This is a genomic window from Eggerthella guodeyinii (assembly GCF_009834925.2).
GTDB classification, from domain to species: Bacteria; Actinomycetota; Coriobacteriia; order Coriobacteriales; family Eggerthellaceae; genus Eggerthella; species Eggerthella guodeyinii.
Window position 1 is genome coordinate 870981 of the sequence record NZ_CP063310.1, and the last position, 26394, is coordinate 897374.

Annotated in this window: 16 protein-coding genes and 3 rRNA genes; 15 read left to right on the forward strand and 4 right to left on the reverse strand. The window is 65.9% G+C overall.

Annotation, left to right across the window (positions count from 1 at the left end; all coding sequences use genetic code 11):
* Positions 1 to 223 precede the first annotated feature (223 nt).
* The 8 genes from GS424_RS03505 (at position 224) to GS424_RS03540 (ending at position 11143) form a co-directional block, all read left to right on the forward strand.
* Positions 224 to 1732, forward strand: a 16S ribosomal RNA gene (locus GS424_RS03505).
* Positions 1733 to 2037: 305 nt separating this feature from the next.
* Positions 2038 to 5007: ribosomal RNA gene (locus tag GS424_RS03510) — 23S ribosomal RNA — on the forward strand.
* 120 nt (positions 5008 to 5127) lie between these two features.
* Positions 5128 to 5242: ribosomal RNA gene (gene rrf / locus GS424_RS03515) — 5S ribosomal RNA — on the forward strand.
* The 16S, 23S and 5S rRNA genes sit together here, the layout of an rRNA operon.
* A gap of 249 nt (positions 5243 to 5491) precedes the next feature.
* Positions 5492 to 5905, forward strand: coding sequence for a PadR family transcriptional regulator (locus tag GS424_RS03520; protein ID WP_160943477.1), 414 nt, complete (start codon positions 5492 to 5494; stop codon positions 5903 to 5905).
* 43 nt (positions 5906 to 5948) lie between these two features.
* Positions 5949 to 6329 (forward strand): NifB/NifX family molybdenum-iron cluster-binding protein, encoded by a 381-nt coding sequence (locus GS424_RS03525; RefSeq protein WP_160943476.1) that lies wholly within the window; start codon positions 5949 to 5951, stop codon positions 6327 to 6329.
* Between the two features lie 114 nt (positions 6330 to 6443).
* Entirely contained in the window at positions 6444 to 9143 is a 2700-nt protein-coding gene (locus tag GS424_RS03530; RefSeq protein WP_160943475.1) for a hypothetical protein, read from the forward strand.
* A gap of 66 nt (positions 9144 to 9209) precedes the next feature.
* Positions 9210 to 10580 carry a histidine--tRNA ligase gene (gene hisS / locus GS424_RS03535; protein WP_160943474.1) on the forward strand — a complete coding sequence of 457 codons (1371 nt, stop codon included), beginning with the start codon at positions 9210 to 9212 and terminating at the stop codon, positions 10578 to 10580.
* 8 nt (positions 10581 to 10588) lie between these two features.
* Positions 10589 to 11143, forward strand: a complete 555-nt coding sequence (locus GS424_RS03540; protein WP_160943473.1) for a hypothetical protein — start codon at positions 10589 to 10591, stop codon at positions 11141 to 11143.
* A 78-nt stretch (positions 11144 to 11221) separates the two neighbouring features.
* Here the strand turns inward: GS424_RS03540 and GS424_RS03545 are convergent, their stop codons facing one another.
* A complete protein-coding gene (locus GS424_RS03545) occupies positions 11222 to 12994 on the reverse strand; it encodes an FAD-dependent oxidoreductase (protein ID WP_160943472.1) in 1773 nt (590 codons plus the stop codon).
* Between the two features lie 187 nt (positions 12995 to 13181).
* On the opposite strand from GS424_RS03545, the gene GS424_RS03550 reads away from it, so the two are divergent.
* Positions 13182 to 14681 carry a helix-turn-helix transcriptional regulator gene (locus GS424_RS03550; protein ID WP_160943471.1) on the forward strand — a complete coding sequence of 500 codons (1500 nt, stop codon included), beginning with the start codon at positions 13182 to 13184 and terminating at the stop codon, positions 14679 to 14681.
* 102 nt (positions 14682 to 14783) lie between these two features.
* Here the strand turns inward: GS424_RS03550 and GS424_RS03555 are convergent, their stop codons facing one another.
* Positions 14784 to 16523, reverse strand: coding sequence for an FAD-dependent oxidoreductase (locus GS424_RS03555; protein ID WP_160943470.1), 1740 nt, complete (start codon positions 16521 to 16523; stop codon positions 14784 to 14786).
* A gap of 277 nt (positions 16524 to 16800) precedes the next feature.
* Between GS424_RS03555 and GS424_RS03560 the strand changes: the two genes are divergently transcribed.
* The 6 genes from GS424_RS03560 to GS424_RS17825 all read left to right on the forward strand — a co-directional run bounded on the left by GS424_RS03560 (position 16801) and on the right by GS424_RS17825 (position 23567).
* A complete protein-coding gene (locus GS424_RS03560; RefSeq protein WP_160943469.1) occupies positions 16801 to 18276 on the forward strand; it encodes a response regulator transcription factor in 1476 nt (491 codons plus the stop codon).
* A 91-nt stretch (positions 18277 to 18367) separates the two neighbouring features.
* Positions 18368 to 18760 (forward strand): ribbon-helix-helix domain-containing protein, encoded by a 393-nt coding sequence (locus tag GS424_RS03565; RefSeq protein WP_160943468.1) that lies wholly within the window; start codon positions 18368 to 18370, stop codon positions 18758 to 18760.
* Positions 18757 to 19167 (forward strand): type II toxin-antitoxin system VapC family toxin, encoded by a 411-nt coding sequence (locus tag GS424_RS03570; protein ID WP_160943467.1) that lies wholly within the window; start codon positions 18757 to 18759, stop codon positions 19165 to 19167. Before GS424_RS03565 ends, GS424_RS03570 begins: the two co-directional genes overlap by 4 nt.
* A gap of 166 nt (positions 19168 to 19333) precedes the next feature.
* Complete coding sequence (gene aspS, locus GS424_RS03575; RefSeq protein ID WP_160943466.1) at positions 19334 to 21112, forward strand: aspartate--tRNA ligase; 1779 nt, start codon at positions 19334 to 19336, stop codon at positions 21110 to 21112.
* A gap of 265 nt (positions 21113 to 21377) precedes the next feature.
* A complete protein-coding gene (locus tag GS424_RS03580) occupies positions 21378 to 22775 on the forward strand; it encodes an MATE family efflux transporter (protein WP_160943465.1) in 1398 nt (465 codons plus the stop codon).
* A gap of 81 nt (positions 22776 to 22856) precedes the next feature.
* Positions 22857 to 23567 (forward strand): MarR family winged helix-turn-helix transcriptional regulator, encoded by a 711-nt coding sequence (locus GS424_RS17825; protein WP_218958879.1) that lies wholly within the window; start codon positions 22857 to 22859, stop codon positions 23565 to 23567.
* 11 nt (positions 23568 to 23578) lie between these two features.
* On the opposite strand, the gene GS424_RS03590 is transcribed toward GS424_RS17825, so the two are convergent.
* Positions 23579 to 24730: a serine hydrolase gene (locus GS424_RS03590; RefSeq protein ID WP_160943464.1), complete on the reverse strand. Its 1152-nt coding sequence runs from the start codon at positions 24728 to 24730 to the stop codon at positions 23579 to 23581.
* Positions 24731 to 24818: 88 nt separating this feature from the next.
* Positions 24819 to 26237 (reverse strand): helix-turn-helix transcriptional regulator, encoded by a 1419-nt coding sequence (locus tag GS424_RS03595; protein ID WP_160943463.1) that lies wholly within the window; start codon positions 26235 to 26237, stop codon positions 24819 to 24821.
* Positions 26238 to 26394: the final 157 nt, after the last annotated feature.

Sequence of the window (26394 nt, forward strand, 5' to 3'; positions counted from 1 at the left end):
ATACAGTAATATATCTCCTTACGCACTTGAAACACGAAAGCGCAGCGGGGTCCGAAAGGATACCGCAGAACCTTGAAAACCGGATACTGAGTAGCGAAAGAAGAACAAGCCAAGCAAACGATTCTTGCGAACGGAAACCCGGCCCGAGCGCGCATCCCCGAGAAGGGGGGCGGGCGAGGGCCGAAACCAAGATCGGACTTAGCGGGAAGCGATTCCCGCCTCTTAAACGGAGAGTTTGATCCTGGCTCAGGATGAACGCTGGCGGCGTGCCTAACACATGCAAGTCGAACGACGAAACCGCCCTCGGGCGGACATGAAGTGGCGAACGGGTGAGTAACACGTGACCAACCTGCCCCTTGCTCCGGGACAACCTTGGGAAACCGAGGCTAATACCGGATACTCCTCGCCCCCCTCCTGGGGGGCCCGGGAAAGCCCAGACGGCAAGGGATGGGGTCGCGGCCCATTAGGTAGACGGCGGGGTAACGGCCCACCGTGCCTGCGATGGGTAGCCGGGTTGAGAGACCGACCGGCCACATTGGGACTGAGATACGGCCCAGACTCCTACGGGAGGCAGCAGTGGGGAATTTTGCGCAATGGGGGAAACCCTGACGCAGCAACGCCGCGTGCGGGACGACGGCCTTCGGGTTGTAAACCGCTTTCAGCAGGGAAGAACAACGACGGTACCTGCAGAAGAAGCTCCGGCTAACTACGTGCCAGCAGCCGCGGTAATACGTAGGGAGCGAGCGTTATCCGGATTCATTGGGCGTAAAGAGCGCGTAGGCGGCCTTTCAAGCGGGATCTCTAATCCGAGGGCTCAACCCCCGGCCGGATCCCGAACTGGGAGGCTCGAGTTCGGTAGAGGCAGGCGGAATTCCCGGTGTAGCGGTGGAATGCGCAGATATCGGGAAGAACACCGATGGCGAAGGCAGCCTGCTGGGCCGAAACTGACGCTGAGGCGCGAAAGCTAGGGGAGCGAACAGGATTAGATACCCTGGTAGTCCTAGCCGTAAACGATGGATACTAGGTGTGGGGGGCAACGCCCTCCGTGCCGCAGCCAACGCATTAAGTATCCCGCCTGGGGAGTACGGCCGCAAGGCTAAAACTCAAAGGAATTGACGGGGGCCCGCACAAGCAGCGGAGCATGTGGCTTAATTCGAAGCAACGCGAAGAACCTTACCAGGGCTTGACATGCTGGTGAAGCCGGGGAAACCCGGTGGCCGAGAGGAGCCAGCGCAGGTGGTGCATGGCTGTCGTCAGCTCGTGTCGTGAGATGTTGGGTTAAGTCCCGCAACGAGCGCAACCCCTATCGCATGTTGCCAGCATTCAGTTGGGGACTCATGCGAGACTGCCGGCGTCAAGCCGGAGGAAGGTGGGGACGACGTCAAGTCATCATGCCCTTTATGCCCTGGGCTGCACACGTGCTACAATGGCCGGTACAACGGGCTGCGAACTCGCGAGAGTGAGCGAATCCCTCAAAGCCGGCCCCAGTTCGGATCGGAGGCTGCAACCCGCCTCCGTGAAGTCGGAGTTGCTAGTAATCGCGGATCAGCATGCCGCGGTGAATACGTTCCCGGGCCTTGTACACACCGCCCGTCACACCACCCGAGTCGTCTGCACCCGAAGCCGCCGGCCGAACCCGCAAGGGGCGGAGGCGTCGAAGGTGTGGAGGGTAAGGGGGGTGAAGTCGTAACAAGGTAGCCGTACCGGAAGGTGCGGCTGGATCACCTCCTTTCTAGGGAGACACTCATCGTGTCCGACGGGGTCGAGCGCAAGCGCTCCCCCGCCTGGAAGACAAAACAATTCTTATTTGGGTCCCGAACGCGAGGATCCGCCTGGCTCTTCGCCCGCTCGCTCAGCATCCGGCTTCCGGGGCTCTGCCCCCGAGGGGGCCTCTTCGGGCCTCCGCGCACCTTGACAGTTGCATAGCGTTTAGTGACAAATGATCTTTTTCCCCGGCGGCCCTCGGGCGGCCGGGACGAAGCATCATTCACGATCGCAAGAGTATCGAGTATTCGATACCCGAAACCTGAGTTAAGAGAAGAAGATATTAAGGGCGCACGGCGGATGCCTTGGCACAGGAAGTCGATGAAGGACGCGGCAAGCTGCGATAAGCTTCGGGGAGGCGCAAACGGCCATCGATCCGAAGATCTCCGAATGGGGGAACCCGGCCAGGGTCATGCCTGGCCATCCCCGCCTGAATCAAATAGGGCGGGAGAAGGCAACCCGGGGAACTGAAACATCTAAGTACCCGGAGGAAGAGAAATCAACCGAGATTCCGGTAGTAGCGGCGAGCGAAACCGGACCAGCCCAAACCCATGCACGTGTAAGCGTAAGGGCGTTGCTGCATGAGGGGTTGTGGGACCACACACTCCATGGGCCTTATACCATGGACGGAGTTACAAAGCTGCGCGGAAGCGGAACGGCCTGGGAAGGCCGGCCGGAGCGGGTGAGAGCCCCGTACGCGAATCCCCGCAGCCTCCGAGTGAGGCACCCGAGTAGCGCCGGGCACGTGAAACCCGGTGCGAAGCAGGGGGGACCACCCTCCAAGGCTGAACACTCTCCTGTGACCGATAGCGAACCAGTACCGTGAGGGAAAGGTGAAAAGCACCCCGAGAGGGGAGTGAAACAGTACCTGAAACCGTGCGCCTACAAGCAGTCGGAGCCCCCGAGCGGGGTGACGGCGTGCCTTTTGTAGAATGAGCCAGCGAGTTGCGGTATGCGGCGAGGTTAAGCTTTTAAGCGAGCCGCAGTGAAAGCGAGCCTTTAAGATGGCGTTTTAGTCGCATGCTGCAGACGCGAAGCCGGGTGAGCTATCCATGGGCAGGCTGAAGCGGGGGTAAGACCCCGTGGAGGGCCGAACCCACTTCGGTTGAAAACGGAGGGGATGACCCGTGGATAGGGGTGAAAGGCCAATCAAACCCGGAGATATCTCGTTCTCCCCGAAATAGCTTTAGGGCTAGCCTCGGCCGTTCTCCGACGGCGGTAGAGCACTGGATCGTCGAGGGGGCTTCACCGCCTACCGACACGAACCAAACTCCGAATGCCGTCGGATCAGAGGCCGGGAGTCAGAACATGTGGGCTAAGCTGTGTGTTCGAAAGGGAAACAGCCCAGACCGCCTGCTAAGGTCCCCAAGTTTATGCTGAGTGGCAAAGGATGTGCGTTTGCCTAGACAACCAGGATGTTGGCTTAGAAGCAGCCATGCATTTAAAGAGTGCGTAACAGCTCACTGGTCAAGTGGACATGCGCCGACAATTCACGGGGCTAAGCATAACACCGAAGCAGCGGACTAATTCATATTAGTGGTAGGGGAGCTTTCCCCGCAGCGGAGAAGCCGAGAGGGCGACCCTCGGTGGAGCGCGGGGAAGTGAGAATGCTGGCATGAGTAACGAGAGCGGCGCGAGAAACGCCGCCGCCGTAAGCCTAAGGGTTCCTGGGCAAGGCTAATCCTCCCAGGGTCAGTCGGGAGCTAAGGCGAGGCCGAGAGGCGTAGCCGATGCACAACAGGCGGACATTCCTGTACCGCCGATGGACCGTTGTACCGACGGGGTGACGGAGAAGGGTAGCCGAGCGGGGTTCTGGACGTCCCCGTGAAAGCGCGTAGGGCGATGCGCATGGAAATCAGCGCATCATGCAGCCTGAGACGCGAGACGAAAGCTTATGCTGAAGTCGGCGAGCCCATGCTTCCGAGAAAAACCTCTAGGAAGGGACATCGGCGCCCGTACCAAAACCGACACAGGTGGGCAGGTAGAGCATACCGAGGCGATCGGGAGAACCATGGTTAAGGAACTCGGCATACTGACTCCGTAACTTCGGGAGAAGGAGTGCCCCTGGCGGTGACGGGACTTGCTCCCCGAGCGGCCGGGGGTCGCAGCGAAACGGCCCAAGCGACTGTTTATCAAAAACACAGGACTCTGCTAAGTGGCAACACGACGTATAGGGTCTGACGCCTGCCCGGTGCTGGAAGGTTACGCGGATGGGTCAGCCTCACGGCGAAGCTCTGAAGCCAAGCCCCAGTAAACGGCGGCCGTAACTATAACGGTCCTAAGGTAGCGAAATTCCTTGTCGGGTAAGTTCCGACCTGCACGAATGGCGTAACGATTTGGGCGCTGTCTCAACCATGGACCCGGTGAAATTGTATTATTCGTGAAGATGCGAATTACCTGCGGAAGGACGGAAAGACCCCGTGAACCTTTACTGCAGCTTGACATTGATCGTTGGCTCGGCGCGTAGAGGATAGGCAGGAGGCTTCGAAGCCCGGGCGCCAGCTCGGGTGGAGCCGGCCTTGGAATACTGCCCTCGTCGCGTTGGCGATCTAACCCCCGGCCGTGATCCGGCGGGGGGACCGTGTCAGGCGGGTAGTTTGACTGGGGCGGTCGCCTCCTAAAATGTAACGGAGGCGCGCAAAGGTCCGCTCAGAACGGTTGGCAATCGTTCGCAGAGCGCAAGAGTACAAGCGGGCTTGACTGCGAGGCCCACAAGCCGAGCAGAGACGAAAGTCGGTTCTAGTGATCCGGCGGCACAGAGTGGAATGGCCGTCGCTCAACGGATAAAAGGTACTCCGGGGATAACAGGCTGATCTTGCCCAAGAGTCCACATCGACGGCAAGGTTTGGCACCTCGATGTCGGCTCATCGCATCCTGGGGCTGAAGTCGGTCCCAAGGGTATGGCTGTTCGCCATTTAAAGCGGTACGCGAGCTGGGTTCAGAACGTCGTGAGACAGTTCGGTCCCTATCCTCCGCAGGCGCAAGAGGATTGAGGAGGTCTGCCCCTAGTACGAGAGGACCGGGGTGGACGGACCTCTGGTGCAGCAGTTGTCGACCAACGGCACGGCTGCCTAGCTACGTCCGGCACGGATAACCGCTGAAAGCATCTAAGTGGGAAGCCGTCTCCAAGATGAGTCCTCTTTCCGGTAAGGGCCCTCGCAGACCACGAGGTCGATAGGCCGCAGCTGCAAGGCGCGCGAGCGCTTCAGGCGAGCGGTACTAATAGCCCGAGCTCTTCTTCGCAAACACATTCTCGGTTTCGCGACCGTGAAGTCACGAGCGCTGTGCAACCGCCAGGGTGGCGCGGAGGGTCCGCGGCCGCCGGGCGGGGCCATATGAGGCCCGCGCGGGAACGCCCTGCGCGAGCGCGACCATGGAGGCAGGGATCACCCGGTCCCATTCCGAACCCGGCAGTTAAGCCTGCCATCGCCGAAAGTACTGCGGGGTCAGCCCGTGGGAGGACAGGACGTCGCGCTCGCCCAGGGCGTTTCCGTTTCCGCCGAGAGGCCCGAGGGGCCCCCGATCCGGCCAGGATCGGGGGCCCTTTTCCTTTGCGCCGGGCCCCTCAGCGGGCGCGCCGCGCCCGGAGGGCGCGGGCGGCGACCGACCGATGCGGTTCCGCCTTCGGCACGATTCTTGCCTGATATATGTTGACAACATACATGCTAGAGGAGTATAGATGTTGTTAGCATATAGAGGTAGGCGATTGCGAAGGGACGTGAGGCCTATGCCGCAGGGCGATTGCGGCGGCGAGGGCGAGGCGCGCCAACCGTGCTGTCGACGCCGCGGTGGCGGTGGCGGGGCGTTGGTGGAACCGGCTGCGCTGGCGGCGCTGCTGTACGCGGGCGGGTACGGTTACGACATGCGCAAGACCATCCTCGACCGAACGGACGGCGAGGTGGACGTCGACGTGGGCGGATTGTACCGGTCGTTGCGGCGCCTCGAGGACGAAGGCGCGGTGGTCTCCCGCTGGTGCGACGAGGAATCGGGGCCGCGCCGTCGCGAGTACGAATTGACTCAGCAAGGTGTTGAACTGGCCGAACAGTGGCTCGACGCGCTTCGGGCGCGCCGTCACCTCGATGACCTGCTGGTCGATCTGCTCGAAGGCGGCTTGGCTGAGCTGGAGCGGAACAACGCTTAGATGCGTAGGCAGAGAAAACGGACACGAGCGAAAGAAGGACGAGATGAGCGAAACGATGAAACTGGCGGTGCCGACGATGGGCGAAGCGGGCCTCGACTCCCAGCGTGCCGGCCACTTCGGCCACTGCGACTGCTTCACCGTGGTGGAGATCGCGGACGGCGAGATCGCGGGCACGAGCACGGTGGCGAACCCTCCGCACGAAGAGGGCGGCTGCCTGCGCCCGGTCGGGCTGCTGGCCGATGCCGGGGTGGATGCCATCGTGGCGGCGGGTATGGGCATGCGCCCGCTCATGGGCTTCAACCAGGCGGGCATCACGGTGTATTTCGAGAACCAGACGCCGATCGTGGGCGATGCGGCGAAGCTGGTGGCCGCTGGCAGCGTGCCGGTGATGAGCGCCGACAACGCATGCAACCATCATCACTGATCGCCGGATCGCAGGTGGTTAGCGAGCACTCCCGTGGCCTGGCCCGGGAGTGTTTTTCTTTGTTCGGTCATGCGGTCATGCTATGCTGCAAGGAGACGACGGAAGGATGAAGCGGTGCAGCAACTCGATGAACAAGGCAGGTATCGTCTCGGCGCGGCGGAGTTGCTGCTGGGGGTGAAGCGCTGCGTGCTGGAAGGCGCGGTGCCCCCGATTCCCGGGAAGCAGGAGGGGCTTGCCGGCGCATACGGCTGGGTGGCCAAAGGGTTGCCGATGCCGGCTGCGGGCGGCTCGTACGTCGTCGAATTCATCGAGAAGAACGACCTCGTCATCTTGGCGTACGTCGATCCGTTCGGACGCGCGTTCTCCCTCCGGGAGCCGTCTGCCGTGCCGCCTGCGCGCGTTCCCGACCTGTCGTTCGCGAAGCTGCCGAGCCAAACGACGGCGGGCGAGGAGCTGGGGTGCGTGTACGTGCGCGGAGGCGACGGGTCGCAGCGCGAGGTGGCGCAGTACCGGTGCGTGCGCGGGCGCTATACCCTGTTCGATTCCTGGTACGATTTCGGGCCCTATGGCGCGAACCTTTCGTACGACGATGCGATGGCGCGGGCCTACTTGGCGTTCGTGCATCGGCCTTCGCTCGGCGCGTCGGAGGTGCCCGAGCGCGGTTTGGAGGGCGTGCACGAGCGGCTGCGCGGCGACAAGCCCCTCACGGCGATGCGGTCGATCGTGGCCGATGCGCGTTGCGCGGAGAACGATCCGGTGTGCCGTCCCCCGGCGCTCGTCAGCTGCTTGGCGCGCTGGTTGGCGGACGCGGGGTTGGACGAGCTGGCGGGGGTGAAGGACGAGGCGCTGCGTTTGGTGCGCACGGCTCGCTACGCCAACACGTACTACCTGGGCGTCGAGGATGAGGATGCTCCCCTCCCCGTCGAGACGGTTTGGGCGCTTGAAGCGGCGCTCAACCGGTTCCTTCTGGTGGGCGAGGCGTTCGGCGATCGCGCCTCGCTGGCGACCGAGGCGGATTGCGCCCGCTGGGACGCCTACTTGTTGGAGACGGTGGCCGCGCAGCATCCTGGTGCGGGCGACCTCGCGGATGCACCCGGGGCGACGGATGCGAGCGCGGGCGAATGGGACGTGCGCTGCGCATTGGGCGCGACGCTGGAGCGTCTGCGTCTTCCGGTGCGCATCGATGCGGCGATGCGCTGCGATGCGGCGGCGGGCGCGGCGGCGGTCGAACTGACCGTGCCGGGCGCGTCGCTCATGCCGGCGCACTCGTGGCGAGGAGGAACCGGCTGGGAGCGGGCGACGGACGAGGAGCGCGATGCTCAAGCGCATCGCTACGCGCTGCATCTGGGCCTGGTGTTGGCTGCCGCGGCGTTCGACGCCTCGCCGGCGATGCGTCGCGTCGACGTTGCAGCGCATCCGCAGGCGGGCGCGGCGGCTGCTTCGTCGAGCGAGAATGCGGGCGAGTTTCCGCAGGAGTCGCGCGAGCGAGCGTTCGTGCAGGCGACGTTCAGCAGGGAAACCTACGAGGCGTTCGGCCGTTTCGAAGAGGCGCGCGCGGGCGATCCGATGCCGCCGTACCTGGCGAGCGATGCGCGCTTCGACGTTGAAGAAGCGGAAGCGTTCTCGTTCGTGGAGGGGCTCGAGTCCTTCGAACTGCGGCGGCGCATGCCGGAGGTCGTGGACGGCGAGCTGGCGGAGGCCGCGCGGGTCGCGCTGGGTGCCGATCGCTGCAGGGACGTGCGCATCACGTTCGATGCCGCGCGGCGGCGCATGGCCGAGGAGCTGGCCGACCGCATCGTGCGCGCTTCGAGTGCGACGGATGCCATCCGCATCGTGCGCGCGGCGCAAGAGGAGGCGGCGGCGAAAGACGATGATCGGGCGGTTGCCGCTTGCACGCGGCTCATGGCGGCGCTCGCCGAGGGCGAGATCGACATGGGCGACCAGAACGCCGTGGTGGGACGCTTCCTCGGGGACGATCGCTGCCTGGTGGCGCTGGGCCGTGCGCGCACGCTGGCGACCAACGATCCGGAAGCGGCGGTGCAGGTGCTCATCGACGCCGTGGGCGAGGCGGCGGCGCTCGATGGGTTCGTGGACGGTGCGACCACCGTGTACCGCGCGTTCGATTCGTATGCGTCGCGCGTGCTGTACAACCGCGCGCGGCGCGGCGCGGGCGCTCCGGCGCGTGCGTCCGCGGACGTGGACAAGCGCGTTGAGCTGGTTCCCGATTCCTACTACCTGTGCCATCTGGAGATCACGCAGCTTCTGGAGCACTCGTTCGAGCGTACCGAGGAGGCGCTGCGGTTCGGGCAGCGGGCCATCGAGATAGGGCCGGCGACGGCTGCCGGGTACCGGCAGCTCGGACGCGCGTACATGCTGGTGGGCGACATGGAGAATGCGGCCGAGGTGCTGCAGGAAGGGCTGCTGATCGCCGTGCAGCCGAACGACATCGCCATGGCCTACTACCAGCTGGCGTACGTGCTGTGGAAGGCGGGGCGACCTCAGGCTGGCGCGGCGTGCTACCTCAAATCGCTCATGACCTCGTCGTCGATGGCGTTGCAGGCCACGGCTGAGCTGCAGGAGCTCGTCGAGGAGACGGGTGTCGTGCTGCCGGGGAAGGAGATCGTCGACGAGGCGTTGGCGGAGCATGCGGTGCCGGTGGCGCCGACCGCCGAGGTGCTTGACGCGCTGGGCTCGGGCGCGGCGGCGGCCGTCGATGCCGGCCTGTTCCCTGTGGCCCGCAACCTGCTGGCGCTGCGTCTGCGTTACCGTCCGGACGACGCGCTCGTGAACGTGCTCCGTTCGTTGGGCGAGTGATGGCGGTCGCGCTGCAGTTTGCGCTACAATAGACCGATTCAGAACGCGCGAGACGAAGGATACGCCATGGCTTTGCAAGCTCCCGAAGGAACGAAAGACCTCCTGCCCGACGAGGCGAAATTCTGGGCGTATTTCAAGGCGACGGCAGCCGATTTGTTCGGCCGCTACGGATACGTGACCATCGAGACGCCCATCTTCGAGCAGACGGAGCTGTTCGTGCGCGGTATCGGCGAGGCGACCGACGTCGTGTCGAAGGAGATGTTCACGGCCATCTCGGGCGAGAACCTCAACAAGCTGGTGGCCGGCGGAACCATCAAGGTGAAGAGCCGCCTGTCGCTGCGCCCCGAAGGCACGGCCGGCGTGGTGCGCGCGGTCGCGCAGCACGACCTCGTGCCGCAGGGTGCGGCTCCTGCGAAGCTCATGTACGCCGGTCCGATGTTTCGTGCCGAGCGTCCTCAGAAGGGCCGCCAGCGTCAGTTCAACCAGGTGGGCATCGAGTGCCTGGGTGCCGAGGATCCCAGCGTGGACGCCGAGGGCATCATCATGCTCATGCGCTTCTTCGCGACCATCGGCATCCCCGTGGAATCCACGCGGCTGCTGGTGAACTCGATGGGGTGCGAGCAATGCCGCCCCGCCTACCGCGATGCGGTGAAGGCGTACATGGACGCGCACGCCGACGAGCTGTGCGACGAGTGCAAGCGCCGTGCCGAGATCAACCCCCTGCGTGCGTTCGACTGCAAGAACCCCGGATGCGCCGCGGTGATGGCCGATGCGCCGAAGATCACCGATCATCTGTGCGATGACTGCCGCGAGCACTACGAGACGGTGAAGGGGTACCTCGCGGGCGCCGATCTGGCGTTCGAGGAGGACCCGAAGCTCGTGCGCGGTTTGGACTACTACACGCGCACGGTGTTCGAGGTGCAGGTGACCGAGGGCATGGGCAGCCAAAACGCCATCGGCGGCGGCGGTCGCTACGACAAGCTGGTGGAGGAAGTGGGCGGTCGGCCCACGCCCGGCTTCGGCTTCGCGCTGGGCTACGAGCGCTGCGCGCTGGCGCTGCAGGCGACGGGCTACGAGTTCCCGGCGGCGCATCGCTGCGATTTCTTCGTGGCGTGCGTCGACGACTCGGTGCGCGGCGAGGCGTTCTCGCTCATGCAGGCATCTCGCGACGCCGGCCTGATCTGCGAGATGGACCACCAACACCGCAGCTTGAAGAGCCAGTTCAAGCTGGCCGACAAGCTGGGGGTTTCCATCGTGGCGGTGCTGGGTCCCGACGAGCTGGCCGCCGGGCAGGTGAAGGTGCGCAACATGCGGACGCACGAGGAGCGCACGGCGGACATCGCTGCGGTGAAGACGTTGCTGGCGCATTTCGGCGGCGAGGCGTTCGGCGGCGCGGATGCGTTCGAGGCGGCGTTGGGTAAGCTGGACGCTGAATGAGGATGCCGATGATGCGCGGCGCGAGGGCGGCCGTGCTGTCGGTCGCGCTCGTCGCGGCGCTGGGCCTTGCCGGCTGTGCGACGAGCGAGCCGGCGACGGATGCCGGTGAGGACGCGGAAGCGCCGGTTGAGCAGCCGGCAGTGGAGCAGCCGACGGAGGAGGACCGGTCGCTTGTCGAGCGCACCATCGACACGCCGTACTACACGGTGGTGGTGCCCGAATCGTGGCGCGGCGTGCTCGCGTACGACTACGATGACGCCTACACCATCGACGAGCAGAGCAAGGGTACCGACACCGAGCTGGGCGTAGGCTACAGCACCACGGTCAGGAACACCGAGACAGATGAGGTGTTCGGCGTGACGATGTACACCGACGCATGGGGCCCGCAAGGGCAATTCATGTGCGAGAAAGCGGGCTCGTCAACGGTGATGCCCGGCAACTACGTCGCGGTGGTCAAGGGGCTGACGCAGCCGTTCGACGGCTGGGGTTCGATTCCTCAGGACGAAAAAGATGCCATGACGGCGCAGATGGCGGAGTACGCAAGCTGGGTCGCCGTGAAGTAACCGCGCCGCGTGCGCAATGCGGCGGAAACCGACGAAGGCGGCCGAGGGGCCGCCTTCGTCGTAGGGGGAGGGAAGGTCCTACCAGGTTCCGGCGCTCAGGTTCTTGCCGAGCAGGTAGCCGAACGTGGTGCAGGCGCCGCCCAGGTTGATGCCGGGCACCTTGTAGTCGTACACGTCGCCGTACATGTCGCCCACGACCGTGCCCACGCCGTACAGGCCGGGGATGGGATCGTTGTTCGAATCGCACACGTGCATCTGGATGTCGGTGTTGAGGCCTCCCGTGATGCACAGCGTGTAGGGCTCGTTCTTGATGCCGTAGAACGGCGGCTGCTTCACCGGCAGCAGGAAGCGCTTGTCCTTGTGGAACTCGTCGTCGAGGCCCGTCTCGCAGTACGAGTTGTACCGCTCCACCTGAGCGAGGAACTCCTCGCGGGGGAGGCCCAGACCGTCGGCCAGCTCCTCGAGCGTGTCGGCCTTGACGGCGTTCTCGGCCATGGTGGCGTCGAAGCCGGCGTACTCGTCGGTGGTGGTCCAATCGGTGTTCGGATCGAACAGCGCGGCGATGGCGTCGTAGACCTCTTGCGTGTCGCGCGCCTCACCGCCCACGCGGTCGCTCTGCCAGGGGGCGGAGTCGCGCACCCAGTTCTCGTCCCAGATGAGGAACGCGCATCCGTCGGGCTGCACGCGCTGCGGGTAGGGCATGTAGCCGTACGTGCAGTTCTCGTTGGAGTAGCGCACGCCCTTCTTGTTCACGAGCAGGCCGGGGAACGTGGTGAGCGCACCTTCCGCCCACCAGCGGCACGGGAGCACCTCGTCGCCCATCGTGGCCAGCATGGGGGCGTTCGGCGTGTACTTCTGCCAGGATGCGCCGATCCACAGCGCCAGCTTGAGGCCGCTGCCGTCGTAGACGCCGCCGTAGCCGAAGGGCAGCGCTATGGGGCAGTACTTCGCCACCATGTCTTTGTCCTGCGAGAAATCGCCCGTGGCCAGCACGACGCCCTTCGTTGCCGTGTAACGCGTGTACTCGCTGTTGTGCTTCGCGACGCAGCCGGTGACGCGTCCGGTGTTGTCGCCTTCGCGGTCGAGCTGCACGGCGGTGGTGCTGTAGAAGATCTGGCCGCCGCCCTTCTGGATCTCCTCGGCCAGGGCCTCGACGACGATCTGCTGCGACGCGCCGGCGGCCTGGGCGCCCTCGGCGACGAAGGAGTGCGACACGTTGAGCGTTTTGAGCGGACCGCCGTCCCACCAGTCGGTGCCGCCGTCGCGCTGGTTGTTCTCGATGACGGTGGAGATGCCGTAGGGTTCCATCTTGTCCATGAGCCAGTTCATGGCGTTGCCCGACTCGTCGTAGACGAGCCACCACTTCTCCTGGTCGAGGCGGAAGCTGTTCGACGCGAATATCTCCTGGAAGATGGGCTCGATTTGCTCGCGGGTGAAGTCGAGGCCCAGCTCGTGGGTCAGGCGCGTGTTGAACGCCGCGTTGGAGCCGCCGCGCGACACGGGGCCGTCGCTCGAGGCGATGAGCACGACGTCGGCGCCCTCCTCGACGGCGGACGCGGCGGTGACGAGGCCGCCCACGCCGGCGCCGATGACGAGGATCTCGCACTCCACGGTGTTCGTGATCTTGCTCTCGTCCACGGGCTCGGGCGGGATCTCGAAGTTCCATTTCGCGCTCTGGAACTTCTCGGCATCGAGGACGAGGTCGCCCGACGCGGCGGCAACGCTTTCCTTATCCTGCGGCGCGCACCCGGCCAGGCCGAACGTGCCGGCTGCAGCGGCCGCTCCGGCCACCCCGGCCACCGTGGCGCCTTTGAGGAAGCTTCGACGGTCCATTGATCTTGCTGTTCCCATGGTTCCCTCCTTGATCGGTGGTTCGATGGGGACAGCTTAGGCGCAGGGGCGTCGGCGCGCGTCACTCAAAGTGTGGCATTGGGCTGGCCTGCGCCCAAGAGCTGCGGTATCACTCGAAATGCGTTATTTCTTCTTAGCCCCATCCTCTATACTGGGGCCACGGGATCGCGCCCATGGAAGGGGAGTCATGGATAAAGGGATTGCCGCTGACGAGGGGAGCCCGGTGCTCTTCGTGCGTCCGACGATACTCGACGTGGGTATCGGGGTGCTGTATTTCTTCACGTCGCATATGGTCATTCGAGCGCTGTACTTCATCGGGGTCGATCGCACCGCCGACGAGCTGTCGACGTTCTTTCTCGTGGTTATCGCGTCGACCATTATGGCGCACTTGCTGGCCCGGCCGCTGCTGAAGGTGCGGCGGTTCGCGGAATCGGCGTTGGGCGTTCCGGCGGTCAGCGTGGTGGCGGCGCTGGGAGCGACGCTCGCGCTTGTGTCGATGCTGCCGGTGGTGGGCGTGCTGCTGTTCTACGTGGCGGGGGCGTTGCTGGGGTTGGCGTGCGGGTGGATCATCGTCATCTGGACGTCGACGATCCATGCATCGCGGCCCGAGGGCGATTCGTTCTACCTCGACCCTGCGTTGGCGGTGGCCGTCGTGTGCTACTTTGCCTTCCGGTGCGTCAGCTCGTTCTCCGAAACCATCAGCCAAGGCTTTCTGCTGGCGTTGCCGCTGGTGACCATCGCGTGCATCATCCGCGCCAGCCAGCCGACGGACGAGGGCGAGACGATGGGATTGGGCGAGGGCGCGCGTGCGTTGCAGGTGCTCGTGGTGGTGGCCGCCGCGTTCGCCATCGGGTGCGCCGCGTGCGTGTACCTGTCGGGCCGCGAGAACGACGTGCTGTCGTCGGGACTCAACTACATGGTGCTGTTCGAGGTGCTCGCGGTGATCCTCATGGTGTTCTGCTGCTGGCTCATGAGCCGGTTCGCTCAGCATCGCTCGACGCTGACGCCGCGCGGATCCGCCGTGCTCACGTTCTGCGTGTGCTATATCCCGCTGTTCTCCATCGGCCTCGTGATGGGAGGCGCTGCCATCCCCGCGAACGCGCCGGACGCGCTGTGGGAGAGCAACATGTGGGTGCTGCTCATCGCCATCTTCGCCTACGACATCCGCGAATCGGTGTACGCCATTCGCGGGCTGGCAGTGGGGCTCATGTTCGAGGCGATGTGCATCGGCCAGCTGATCGCGCGCGTGTCGACGCTCGGCCTTTCGTCGTACGCGATGGCGGCGGCGGGCGGGCTGACGGCGCTGTACTTCTTCAGCGTGGGGCGGCAGCTTGCCCGCTCGATGCCGAAGCGGAAGCCGAAGCGCGCCGAGGAGGCGAAGGACGAGGAGCCGAAACGGGAGCTTGCCGAGGCGGGCGAGGATCGCGGCGGGGCGGAGGGCGAGGAGTTGCCCTCGGAGCTGCTGGCGTACTGCCAGAAGCTGGCGCTGGAGAACGGGCTGACGCCGCGGGAGGTGGAGATCTTGGGGCTCATCGCGATGGGGCGCAGCGCGAAGTACATCGCCGAGGAGCTGCTGATCTCGCACAACACGACGCGCACCCACATCAAGCACGTGTACGAGAAGCTCAACATCCACTCCAAGCAGGAGCTGCTCGACCTCGTGCTGTTCGGCTCGGGCATGATGTGAGGCGCGCCCGCGTCGCCGGGGAGGGGGTGCGGCGACGCGGGCGCAGGGACATCGCCGGACCGCCCCGAAAGGGACTCGGGGCGGTCCGGGAGGGATGGCGGGTTAGCCGAGGAACGCGCCCACGGCTTTGCCGCATTCGCGGCCGAGCGTGATGGCGAGGCCCAGGCTGACGCCGGGGATGGGCGTGATGTACTCGTAGCCGAAGCGACGGCCGCAGTCGTTGCCCGACACGTACAGGCCGGGGATGGGCTCGAAGTTCTCATCGAGGGCGTTCTGGTCGCCGTCGGTGATGATGCCGCCGCAGGTGACCATCGTCTCGCCCAGCTCGGGCTCGAACGTGCAGGCGTAGTAGGGCGCCGTGTCGACGGGGAACAGCACGGCTTCGTCGCGGCCGAACTCCTGATCGGCGCCGGCGGCGCAGTAGCTGTTGTAGTTCTCGATGGTCTCGACGAAGGCGGTGACGGCGTCGCCTTCGAGCCCCATCTGCTTCGCGAGGCCCTCGAGCGTGTCGTCGGCGATGAACTCGATGGTGGTCACCGGTCCCATGCCGCCCTTGTCGTCCTCGGCCTTCGCGGGCTCCTCGTAGGTGCCCTTGAAGATGGCGTACGCCTTGTCGAGCGACTCCTGCAGCGAGGCGATGTTCTCGTCCGTGGCCGTGAAGCCGGCATGCTGCGGGATGGTGTACTGGCGGTACGTGGGGAAGTTCGCGTCGCATACGGCGTACTTCGCCTTGCGCGTCTTGTAGATGGTGGAGAGGCCGCGCTGCTCGGACGTGGGGTAGTACTCGTTGCAGAAGCGCTTGCCGTTCTCGTCGATCCACACGGCCTGGGGCAGGCAGTTCATCTTGCCCGGCACCGAGAGGCCCTTCATGTTCATGCCGGGGATGGGGCAGGTTTCCAGGTGCGCGCCGGCCCAGTGGGCCATCTGCACGCCGCGGCCGTCGTTCGCCGACATCGAGGAGAGCTGCTCGTCGCCCACGAGCGCGCCGGCCATGTCGGGGATGAGGTCGGCCATCATCTCGGGGTTGCCGCCGAAGCCGCCGCACGCGATGACCACGGCCTTGCAGGTGAACTTCAGGTTGCCGTCGCTGTTGGTGGCCACGAGGCCGGCCACCTTGCCGTCGTCCATGATGACGTACTGGGCCTCGGTGCCGAACAGGAACTCGGCTCCGGCGGCCTTCGCGGCGGCGCGGTTGTACTCGTGGATCTTCGTCTGGTTGCAGTCGCCGTAGAAGCTGCACACGCTGGGCCAGAACTTGATGGGGCCCAGGTGGTCCATCTGGTGCTCGGTGGGCGGGAAGAAGGCGGTGGTCATGGTGGCGAGGTCGTCGTCGGTGAGGTCCGAGAGGTACCAGTCCATGTTCGCGCCGGAGTTCTGCGCGTACTTCATGACGAGCTCCTGGTTCGGGTAGTTCCCCGTGATGGTCATCCAGTTCTGGAAGAACTCGACCGGGTCGATCTCGGGCACGCCGCGCTCTTTGAGGATGCTCGCGTTGAGCGTGCCGGCCTCGTTGCCCACGGCGGCGAAGGTGTCCTCGGGCTGCTTCTCGACGAGGATGACCTTCTTGCCCTCTTCGGCCAGCTCGCGGCAGGCGGTGATGCCCGCGAAGCCGTGGCCGCAGACGACGACGTCGCAGTCGTACTCCTTCGCGAAGTCGGTGATCTCGGCCGGCGGCGTCTTCCAGCTCGACGCGTTTGCGGCGGAGGCGTTCGCGGAGCCTTCTTCGGCTCCGGCGCTGCTTGCCTGCGGTGCGCAGCCGGCAAGCCCCGCTCCGGCGGCGACAGCGGCGGTGGCGCCGAGGCCCAAGAATGCGCGGCGCGATAGTCCGGTGGTGCTCTTCATGGTGGTTCCTCCCTTGCTCCTTGTGCGGTTCTCTTTGGTTCTTGGTTCGTTCCGCCCGGCCGGGTTCGTGCCGGGTGGATGTCGAGCATGCTAGGCGCTGCGGGCGACGGGCGTAATCGCGGCGTTGGGGGATTCCGTCTCGCGGCCCCTCGCGGAAATGGGGTATATGTGCAAACCCGCAGGTAGGAGGTTCGCTGTTGGGGACGGCTGAGGCGGGTGCTTGCGCTATACTTGAGCGAACGAAGGCATCGCACGACAGAGCGAAGGGAGGGCTCGAGTGCGTTTTTCGCAGGACTTCAAGCTGGAATCGCTGCTGTTCGTCGCGTTTTTCGCCACGCTGCCGCTCTATTCTCCGAACCTCGTGATGTTCCACGATCTGCTGAGCGGGTCGGAGGCGTTCATGCCGCCGTTCGTGAACACGATGATGGTGAGCGCGGTGGCGGCAGGGCTGGGCGTGGCCCTCGTCTCGACGCGTCGAGGCGTTGCGACGTTCGTGCGGTTTCCCGTCGTGCTGGCGAGCACGGTGTGCTATCTCGCGGGATTCGGCCTGTTCGCGCTCACGCTCGGCGTCGAGGGGCTCGGCTCCGAGGGGCTTGCCATGGCGGCCGGCATCGCGGTCTCGCTGGGCGTGGTGCCGCTGTGCGTGGCGTGGGGGACGTACTTGTCCGTGCTCGACCTGCGCCAGGCGCTGCTGTCGTTCTCGCTGATGATCGGCGTGGCGTCGCTGGCGGAGCTGCTGCTGTCGGCGGTGGAGATCCGCGTGGGGCTCGTGGCGTACGGCCTGCTGCTGGTGCTGGGGTGCGTGCTGCCGTGCTGGAAGGCGGCGCGCGGGTCGCTCGCGCGCGTGGCCGGCGGGGCGGGCGGCGAGGATCGCGAGCTCGAGCGCTTCGCCACCGAGGCCGCGGGGGCGATCGGCGGCCGCGAAGGGCTGTTGCGCGGCGTGCGCGGCATGGCGTCGGTGCTGGCGATGCCGTTCGCGGGGCTGCTCGTGTTCGCGTTCGTCATGGGCGTGCGCAAGTTCCTCGTGTTCGACCTGTTCTACGTCGAGGCGCTCGGCGGCATCGTGGCGGCGCTCGTGGTGCTGCCGCTGTGCCTGGTGAAGACGGAGCGGCCGCTGCTGTCGCTGATCTACCAGGTGCTGCTGCCGCTGTTCGCGCTCGTGCTCGTGGTGCTGAACAGCTTCCCGGTGGGCACGGTGTTCCAGTGGCTCGCGGCGACGTTCTCGTACGTGTTCTACGGCGTGGTGGGCATCTTGGCGCTGGCCAGCCTGTGCGCGATGGCCCATGCGCGCGAGTTCCCGCCGACGCTCATCTACGGGCTGACCGTGTCGGGCTTCGCGCTGGCGTCGCTCGGGGGCATCATGTGCGGGGCGCTGCCTCCGTTCGAGGATCAGCAGGGCGGGCCCATCCTGCTGGTGGTGAGCACGATCTACTTCGCGGTGCTCGTGGCCGCGCCGCTGCTGATGGCGTGGCGGCGCGAGGGGCGCGACGGCGGCGATGTCGTGCTGGGTCGGGCGGGCGAGGGTGCGCCGACGCAGCTGCAGCAACGATGCGAGCGGATCGCGGGCGATCGCGGCCTGTCGCCCCGGGAGACGGAGGTGCTGGCGTACCTGGGGCGCGGCCACGGCATCGTGTTCGTGGCGAGCACGCTGGTCATTTCCGAGAGCACCGTGCGCACGCACGTGAAGAGCATCTACCGCAAGCTCGAGGTCTCGTCGCGCGAGGAGCTGCTGCAGCTGATCGACGAGGGGTGAGCGGGGCGTCGGGGCGTGAGCGGTGGCGGTGGCGTTTCGGCGCTGTTTCATGTATACTGCATGTAAAATGCAGGACATGAAAGGAGTCGCTATGCCCGCTTTGCAGGTACGAGATTTCCCCGACGAGCTGTACGAGCAGCTGAAAGCGTACGCCGCGAGCCAGCATCGCAGCGTGGCGCAGCAGACCATCGTGGCGGTCGAGCAGATGCTCGAGGCGGCCGACGCGCAGCACTATTGGGACGGCCGGGAGCTGCACCGCCTGGAACGCCGCCCGCGCTACCTCGATTTCGACACCGAGGCCGAGCGCGCCGCCCGCATCGAGAAGCGCAAGGCGCTGTTCGCGGAGATCGAGAAGCTGCCGAAGGTCGAGGTGCCAGCTGACTTTCCCGATACGGTGGAATTGATTCGGCAGGGGCGAGAGGAGCGCGATGCGTACATCGATGCGATGATCGCCGGTGATATGCGGAAGGCGGCCGGAGCATGATAATCCTCGACAGCAGCGCAGCGGTGGACATGGTGCGCGAAACCGACGAGGGGAAGGCCCTCCTCTCCTTGATGCTCACGGGCGAGACGGTGATCAGCCTGGATCTGTTCTATGCGGAAGTGTCGAATGCGTTTTGGAAATACTGCAAGGCAGGATTTTACGGCGAAGACGATGCGAGGCGCCGCATAGCGAAAGCCATCCGGCTCGTTGACGAGTTTTATCCGATAGAGGACTGCCAGGTTGAAGCGTTCGGCGAGGCTGTTCGCTTGCAGCATCCGGTGTACGACATGATGTATCTCGTGCTCGCGCGACGCAATGCGGCTACGCTGTTCACGCTTGATCGCACGCTGCAGCAGCTGTGCCTGGACAACGGGGTGAACTGCGTGCTGACGGATACGGCGTTCTAGCGGGGCGTTCGCGCGCATTTTGCATGAAGGTAGCTGCTCGGATGCGTGCATCGCACGCACTTTGCACACGCGATGCAGTACAATGACTAGGTTTGAGTAACGTCTGCCGCGTCCTGGACGGACGGCAGATGCAGATAGCAGTGCTGAGGAGCAAGGAACCAACGTTATGACGGACTTCATGAACGAATACTGCATGCACACCGCCACGTGCGGCGAGCTGCGCAAGGGCGACGTCGGCCGCGAGGTCGTGCTGACGGGCTGGGCGTGGCACAACCGCGACCACGGCGGCCTCATCTTCATCGACCTGCGCGATCGCGCGGGCTACACGCAGGTGGTCGTCGACCCCGACTGCGTGAGCGCCGACGACTTCGCGAAGGCCGAGCACCTGGGTCGCGAGTACGTGCTGAAGATCGCGGGCACGGTGCGCGATCGCGGTGCGGAAGCCGTCAACCCGAACATGGCCACGGGTGAGATCGAGGTGCTGGCGAAGTCCGTCGAGGTCCTGAACACGAGCGTCACCCCGCCGTTCTCCATCGAAGACGGCATCGAGACGGACGAGATTACGCGCATGAAGTGGCGCTACCTCGACATCCGCCGTCCCGAGATGTTCGAGGCCCTGCACCTGCGCCACAAGGTGGCCCAGGCCATGCGCGGCGCGCTGAACGAGCGCGGTTTCCTCGAGGTGGAGACGCCCATCCTGGCGAACTCCACGCCCGAGGGCGCGCGCGACTACATCGTGCCGAGCCGTCCGAACCCGGGCCGCTTCTACGCGCTGCCGCAGAGCCCGCAGCAGTTCAAGCAGATGCTCATGGTGGGAGGCGTCGAGCGCTACTACCAGATCGCCCGGTGCTTCCGCGACGAGGACCTGCGCGCCGACCGTCAGCCCGAGTTCACGCAGGTGGACATCGAGATGGGCTTCGTGCAGGGCGAGGACGTGATGAACCTCATGGAGGACGTCATGGCCGAGACGCTGCAGGCCGTGGGCGTCGACCACGCGTTCCCGCTGCAGCGCATGCAGTACCGCGAGTCCATGGACCGCTTCGGCAACGACCGTCCCGACACGCGCTTCGGCATGGAGCTGAAGGACATCACCGACATCGTGAAGGACACGGGCTTCAAGGTGTTCTCGAGCGTGGCGCAGTCCGGCGGCGTGGTGAAGGCCATCAACGCGAAGGGCGCGGGCGACTGGAGCCGCGGCGACGTGGAGAAGCTGGCCGACATCGCGGCCGAGAACGGCGCGAAGGGCATGGCCTGGATCGCGTTCACGACCGACGGCAAGGAGAAGAGCCCCATCATCAAGTTCTTCAGCGATGAGGAGTTCGCCGCGCTCAAGGAGGCCATGGACGTGGAGCCGGGCGACCTGCTGCTGTTCGCCGCCGACACCTACGAGGTGGCGAGCGCCGTGCTGAGCGCGCTGCGCCTGCACATGGCCGAAGCGCTGAACGTGCCGCGCGAGGGCCATCAGCTGCTGTGGGTGGTGAACTTCCCCATGTTCAAGTACGACGAGGACGAGAAGAAGTACGCCGCCGAGCACCATCCGTTCACCCACGTGCTGGACGAGGACGTGGACAAGATCGAGAGCGACCCGCTGGCGTGCGGCAGCTACAGCTACGACCTCGTGATGGACGGCTTCGAAGTGGGCGGCGGCACCATCCGTATCCACAACGCCGACGAGCAGCGCGCCGTGCTGCGCACGTGCGGCCTGAGCGATGAGGAGATCGAGGAGAAGTTCGGCCACCTCATCCACGCGCTCGAGCTGGGCGCGCCGCCGCACGGCGGCATCGCGCTGGGCCTCGACCGCCTGGTCATGCTGCTGGGCGGCAAGGCGTCCATCCGCGACGTCATCGCCTTCCCGAAGACGAGCTCCGCGAGCGACCCGATGACGGGCGCCCCGAGCGCCGTGACGGGCCGCCAGCTCAAGGAAGTCAACCTGCGCACGCTGTAGGGGAGCGGCTTCGGCCAATCCGGAACGCATCGAAACGACCTGCCGAACGGCGGGTCGTTTTTTGTTCGGGGGGGGGGCAGGCGGCCGTCGCGCTCCATCGATGCGAAGCGGCGTCCGTGAAAAAATAAAGGCACCTGTGAAATAGGTCTTGCATTGATGTGAAGGTACCTGTATGATGCCAATCGACAGGTACCTTAGAAACTGCATCGACCTGAGAATCCAGCGCAGGGTTCTCAGGTCAAAGATCTCTCGACAGGAGCTTTGCATGAAACATGATAACAATTACTACTTGCGCGAAGCGGCGCCCGTGAGCGCCATCGCGCACATGTGCGTGCCGTTGCTGGCCGCGATGGGCGTGATGACGCTGGCCTCGCTCGTCGACGCGTTCTTCGTCGGCCAGCTGGGCGACACGGCGGCGCTCGCCGCGGTTGCGCTCGCGCTGACGTTCACCACGGGCCTCATGGCGGTGGGCGATTTGCTGGGCACGGGCGGCAGCACGTTCATCGCGCGTTTGCTGGGCGCGGGTAAAGCAGGGGAGGCCAAGCGCGTATCGGCGACGAACCACGCGCTCGCCCTCGTCTTCGGCGTGATCGCCGCAGTGCTGAGCCTCGCGTTCCTCGAGCCGCTGGCGAACCTGCTGGGCGCGACGGGCGACACGCTCGCGCCGACGATGACGTACCTGGGCATCCTGGCCGCTGGCGCGCCGTTGGCGGTGCTGAGCTTCGTGCTCGATCAGGACGTGCGCGCCGAGGGCGCCGCGAAGGCGTCGATGATCGGCACCATCATCTCGGCGGTGGCGAACTTGGTGCTCGACCCGCTGTTCATATTCGCCTTCGGGTGGGGCGTGGCGGGCGCTGCGCTCGCCACGGTGGCCTCATGGCTGGTCAGCGCAACGTACCTCGTGGTGTACGTCAAGCGCGGCGGCACCCAGAGCATCTCGCCCAAAGACGCCCTGTTCACCGCTCCCGTGCTCAAGGAGATCCTGAGCGTCGGGTTCTCCGCGTTCGCCATGACGCTGCTCATGACCGTGTCGGCGTGGGTGCTCGACGTGCTGGCCGCCGGATACTCGGCTGCGACGGTGGCGGGCATCGGCATCGCGTTCCGCGTCTCGATGTTCGCGGGGCTGTTCACGGTCGCGGCCACGGTGGGCGTCGTGCCGCTCATCGGGTACGCGTACGCCGCTGGCAACCGGACGCGCATCAAGGAGCTCGTGAAGACGGTGGCGCTCATCCTGGCCGTGCTGCTGGCCGCTGCCGGCGCCGCGCTGCTCGTGTTCGGCCGTCCGCTGGTGGGCGTGTTCTCAAGCGATCCGGCCGTGATCGAAGTGGGGATGTTCGCGCTGATCGCGCTCGTGGCGGGCGTGTTCGTCTCAAGCGCGTCCGAGCTGATCTTGGGCATGCTGCAGGCGCTTGGCCGGGGCGTTCCCGCCTCGGTGGTGTCGGTGGCGCGCGGCGTGATCACCATCGCGCTGTACGTGGCGGGCAACGCGCTGTTCGCGTTCGCCGGGCTGATGCTGGCCGGGGTGGTGAGCGAGGCGCTGGCGCTCATCGTGGCGTTGGCCTTCGTGCCCTACCTCGTGAAGAAGGTGCGCGGCGCAGGCCGTGCCGACAAGGAAATCGAGACGACCGAGGCGATTCTGATCGCGCCGGCGCTCGAAGTGTAGAAAGGAACCTTTATAATGAATGCATGGAATGAAAACGACCTGTTTGGTTTCGACGGATTTGAAGAGGGAGACGGTTCTTCGATGGGCGATTCCGAAGACATGCGACTGTGGGGGCTGCTGAGCCGGCTGCAATGGCTCACGTCCCGCTACCTGATGAACGCCGGCCGGGACGATGCCGCCATCCGCGACGTCAGCCGCGGCCAGGGCAAGGTGCTCACGCTGCTGAAGCTCAAGCCCGAGATCAGCCAGAAGGACCTCACCGTCCTCATGGACATGCGCCAGCAGTCGCTGGGAGAGCTGCTCTCGAAGCTGGAGAAGAAGGGCCTCGTGGTGCGCGAACCCTCCGAAGAGGATCGGCGCAAGGTGATCGTGCGCATCACCGACGAGGGCCGCGCTGAGGCGGAGAAGCTGGGCGAGAGGCCCACGGTGGAGTTCGCGTTCTTCGACTGCCTCACCGACGAGGAGAAGGCGAACCTGCAGGACTACCTGAGTCGCATGGTCGCCGAACTCGAGTCCACGCTGGGAGACACCGACGACGGCAACGAGTTCGAGAGCCGGCGCCGCGAGCGGGAGCGTTTCTTCGACGGCTTGGGCGCGGGCGGCCCCGACGGGCGCGGTCGCGGCGGATGGCCCGGTTTCGGCGGTCCCGACGGGCGCGACAGGGGCGGTCTCGATCATGACGAGGCTATGGAGGTGTTCCGCTCGATGATCGACGGCGGGCGCCGCGGGCCTCAGCGCCGGGGCGATCGCGGTCCCGATTGGGGTCGCGGGCGGCGCTCCGACGAGCGCTAGGCCGGCGCGCATCACCCAAGATCGTCGCGGGCGTCGAAGGCGGCGGCCAGCAGGTTCTCGAGCAGCTCCTGGCCGTCCGCCGAAAACGGCGCGGTGCTCATGGCGCACACGAGGTAGTCGCGCCCGCCCGCGCTCACGATGCCCGCATCGCATACGCCGCAGAAAGCCGGGTCGTCGTCCGCGTACCACCCGGCTTTCCCGCGCACGGTCGCTTCCGGGGGAAGGACGTTGCGCAGAAACGACGTCTCCGATTGCCCGAGCAGCTCGGACAGCCACGCCGCCGACGCAGCGTCGCCGTCGAGGTACTGCGCCATGAGAAGCCAGAGCATGCCCGACGTGCGCGTGCTGTACGTGGGGAACCAGTCGTCGGTCAGGCTGGCCGGCAGCCCCCGGTCGGCGATCCATGCGGAAAACCCGGCCGCATCGTAGGACGCGCGCAGGATGCGGTAGGAGTCGTTGTCGGACTGGGTGACGCTGTCGGCGATGAGCGTCCCCAGCGGGTAGGAGGCCAGGCCGTCGTACAGGTACGTGCCGGTCGGGTCCATGAAGGCCGTCGCCGGGGCCTCGAAGCACGGCGTGTCGAGGGCGGCCAGCTCCGTGTCGAGCTGGGTTTCGCAGAGGTAGAGCGCGTACGGGGCCTTGAACGTGCTGGCGCCGTAGGCGGTCACGTCGAGGTTGCCCGCGAGGCCGCATCCCGTCTCGAGGTCGACCAGCAGGTACCCGGCGTCCCAGCCGCGGGCGGCGAACGCGTCGCGTGCTTCCTGGAGGCGGGCCGCGGACGTCTCCGAGAGGGACGGGGCGGCGTCGGCGCTGTCGGGGTCGAGGCAGAAGGCGAACGGGTCCGCCTGCCCGGGAAGCGCCGCGAGGTCGGCGAGCGCGGGGGCGTAGGACGCGCGCGTCGTGGACGGGGCATCGGCCTGCGGAAGCGACGGAGAAGGGGACGTTCGCGCGCGCTCGACGGCGCAGGCGCTTCGCACGTCGTCGATGCCGGCCTGCAGCACGGTTGCGAATGCGGGTGCGAGCCCGCCGCAGGAGGCCGGCGCGGGCGCGCTCGACCACGCCGTCGCTGCGCCCGCGCCGATCGCGACGACGGCGACGACGGCCGCGCCTGCGACGATGGCGCGGCGGTGCGTCGGACGCGCATGTGCGGCATGCTGTGCCACGGTCCCTCCGATTCCTGGTTGAACGTACGGTTGATTCTACCAGAACCCGGAAACCGCGCGAAAGGCGAAAGGCGAGCGCGCATCGGCGTCAGACGTCGATGAGTTCCTGCAGCTCCTTCTTGCTGTGCACGTCGAGCTTGGCGTACAGGCGCCGCGCGTGGCCGCGCACCGTGTTCTCGGCGATGAACAGCGTTTCGGCGATGTAGGCCTTGCTGCGCCCCTTGCACAGCAGCTGCATGACTTCGATCTCCCGGACGGTGAGGTCGTGCTGCTTCCCGATGGCCGCGCAGCGCTCGTCGATGAGGGCGAAGTCGTGCGGCGCCGGGCTCGACTCGTCGAGGTCGGAGAAGATGCGCTGCATGGTGGGGTCGCGATAGTCCAGCAGCAGGCTGAGCGCGATCATGATGGCGAACAGCAGCACGAGGGCGAGCGTGGGGCTCATGGCCGGCGCGACGAGGCCGCTCGAGCCCAGCAGCCTCCCCAGGTAGTTCGGCAGCGTGTACGCGAGCCATCCCAGGCCGAACACGACGTAGGGGTGCAGGTTGCTGTGGTGGGCGATGTCCGAGAGCAGCAGCCAGAGGAACACCACCACCAGGTAGGATATGCTCGTGGAGCACATGGCTTGCAGCCCGGCCGTGGGCTCGAACACGCTGAGCACGAGCATGGCGCCGATGAGCAGCATGATGCCGCGCCACAGCTGCGCGAAGCTGACCGAGCGACGTTTGACGACCACCCACCAGAGGATGAGCAGCGACACGGCCACTTCGATGACGTGGCCCAGCAGCGATGCGTTGGGCAGCGGGTTGTCGTACATGCTGGGCAGCCCGCCGATGAAGGTGTAGACGAACGCGTAGGCGGCCACGCAGGCGAACACCTTCCAGAGCGATCCGAACGTTTCCGCGGTGTAGCGGATGTCGGTGGTGGGAAGAGGCTGCTGCCGCTTGAACGAGCGGGACAGAAACATCGTCGACAGCAGCGGCAAGCAGCATGCGGCCGCGGTGCCGGCTTCGGCGGGCAGCGCCGTGATGATCGACTTCGCAACCGCTCCCAGGATGCAGGCGGCGAAAATGCAGCCGAGCGCGTTGCGCAGGGCCAGACCGCTGTAGAACACGCCCCACCGCAGGTAGCCCCATCCCAGGCAAACGCCGCCGAGGGCCACGACGGCTCCGCTCAGGAGCGGAGGGAACGCCACCGCGCTCGACCCGACGGCGTAGAGGGCCGTGGTGGCGCAGCCGATGGCGGTGAGCACGACGTCCGAGGCTTGCATGCGCGTGCGGTTCGGTTTCTCGGCCCGACGAAACGCGACGGCCATCACGATGAGGAACACGGACTGGGCCAGGTACAGGGAGAACCACGAGTCGCCGCTCCCCGACGGGTACGGCTTGTTCGAGTTGAGCCACAGTATCCACGTGTGCATGGTCCACAGCCCGAAGCACGGAAACGCCGCCGCGAGCAGCGACATCCGGGATCGGCTCTGCGACCGTTCGAGCATCGACGGTTCAGCCATGATCGTTCCCCTTACGCAACGCGTCGGATGCGCCCCTCTGCGCGATCCGCGAATCCCTCCCCTCGATTATAGGAGCGTTCTGCCGCCCGCTCGGCCCGTTCGGGCAAAACAACACCTTTCGTGCCTAGGGAAAAACCTACCTGCTCCCCTTCGTGCC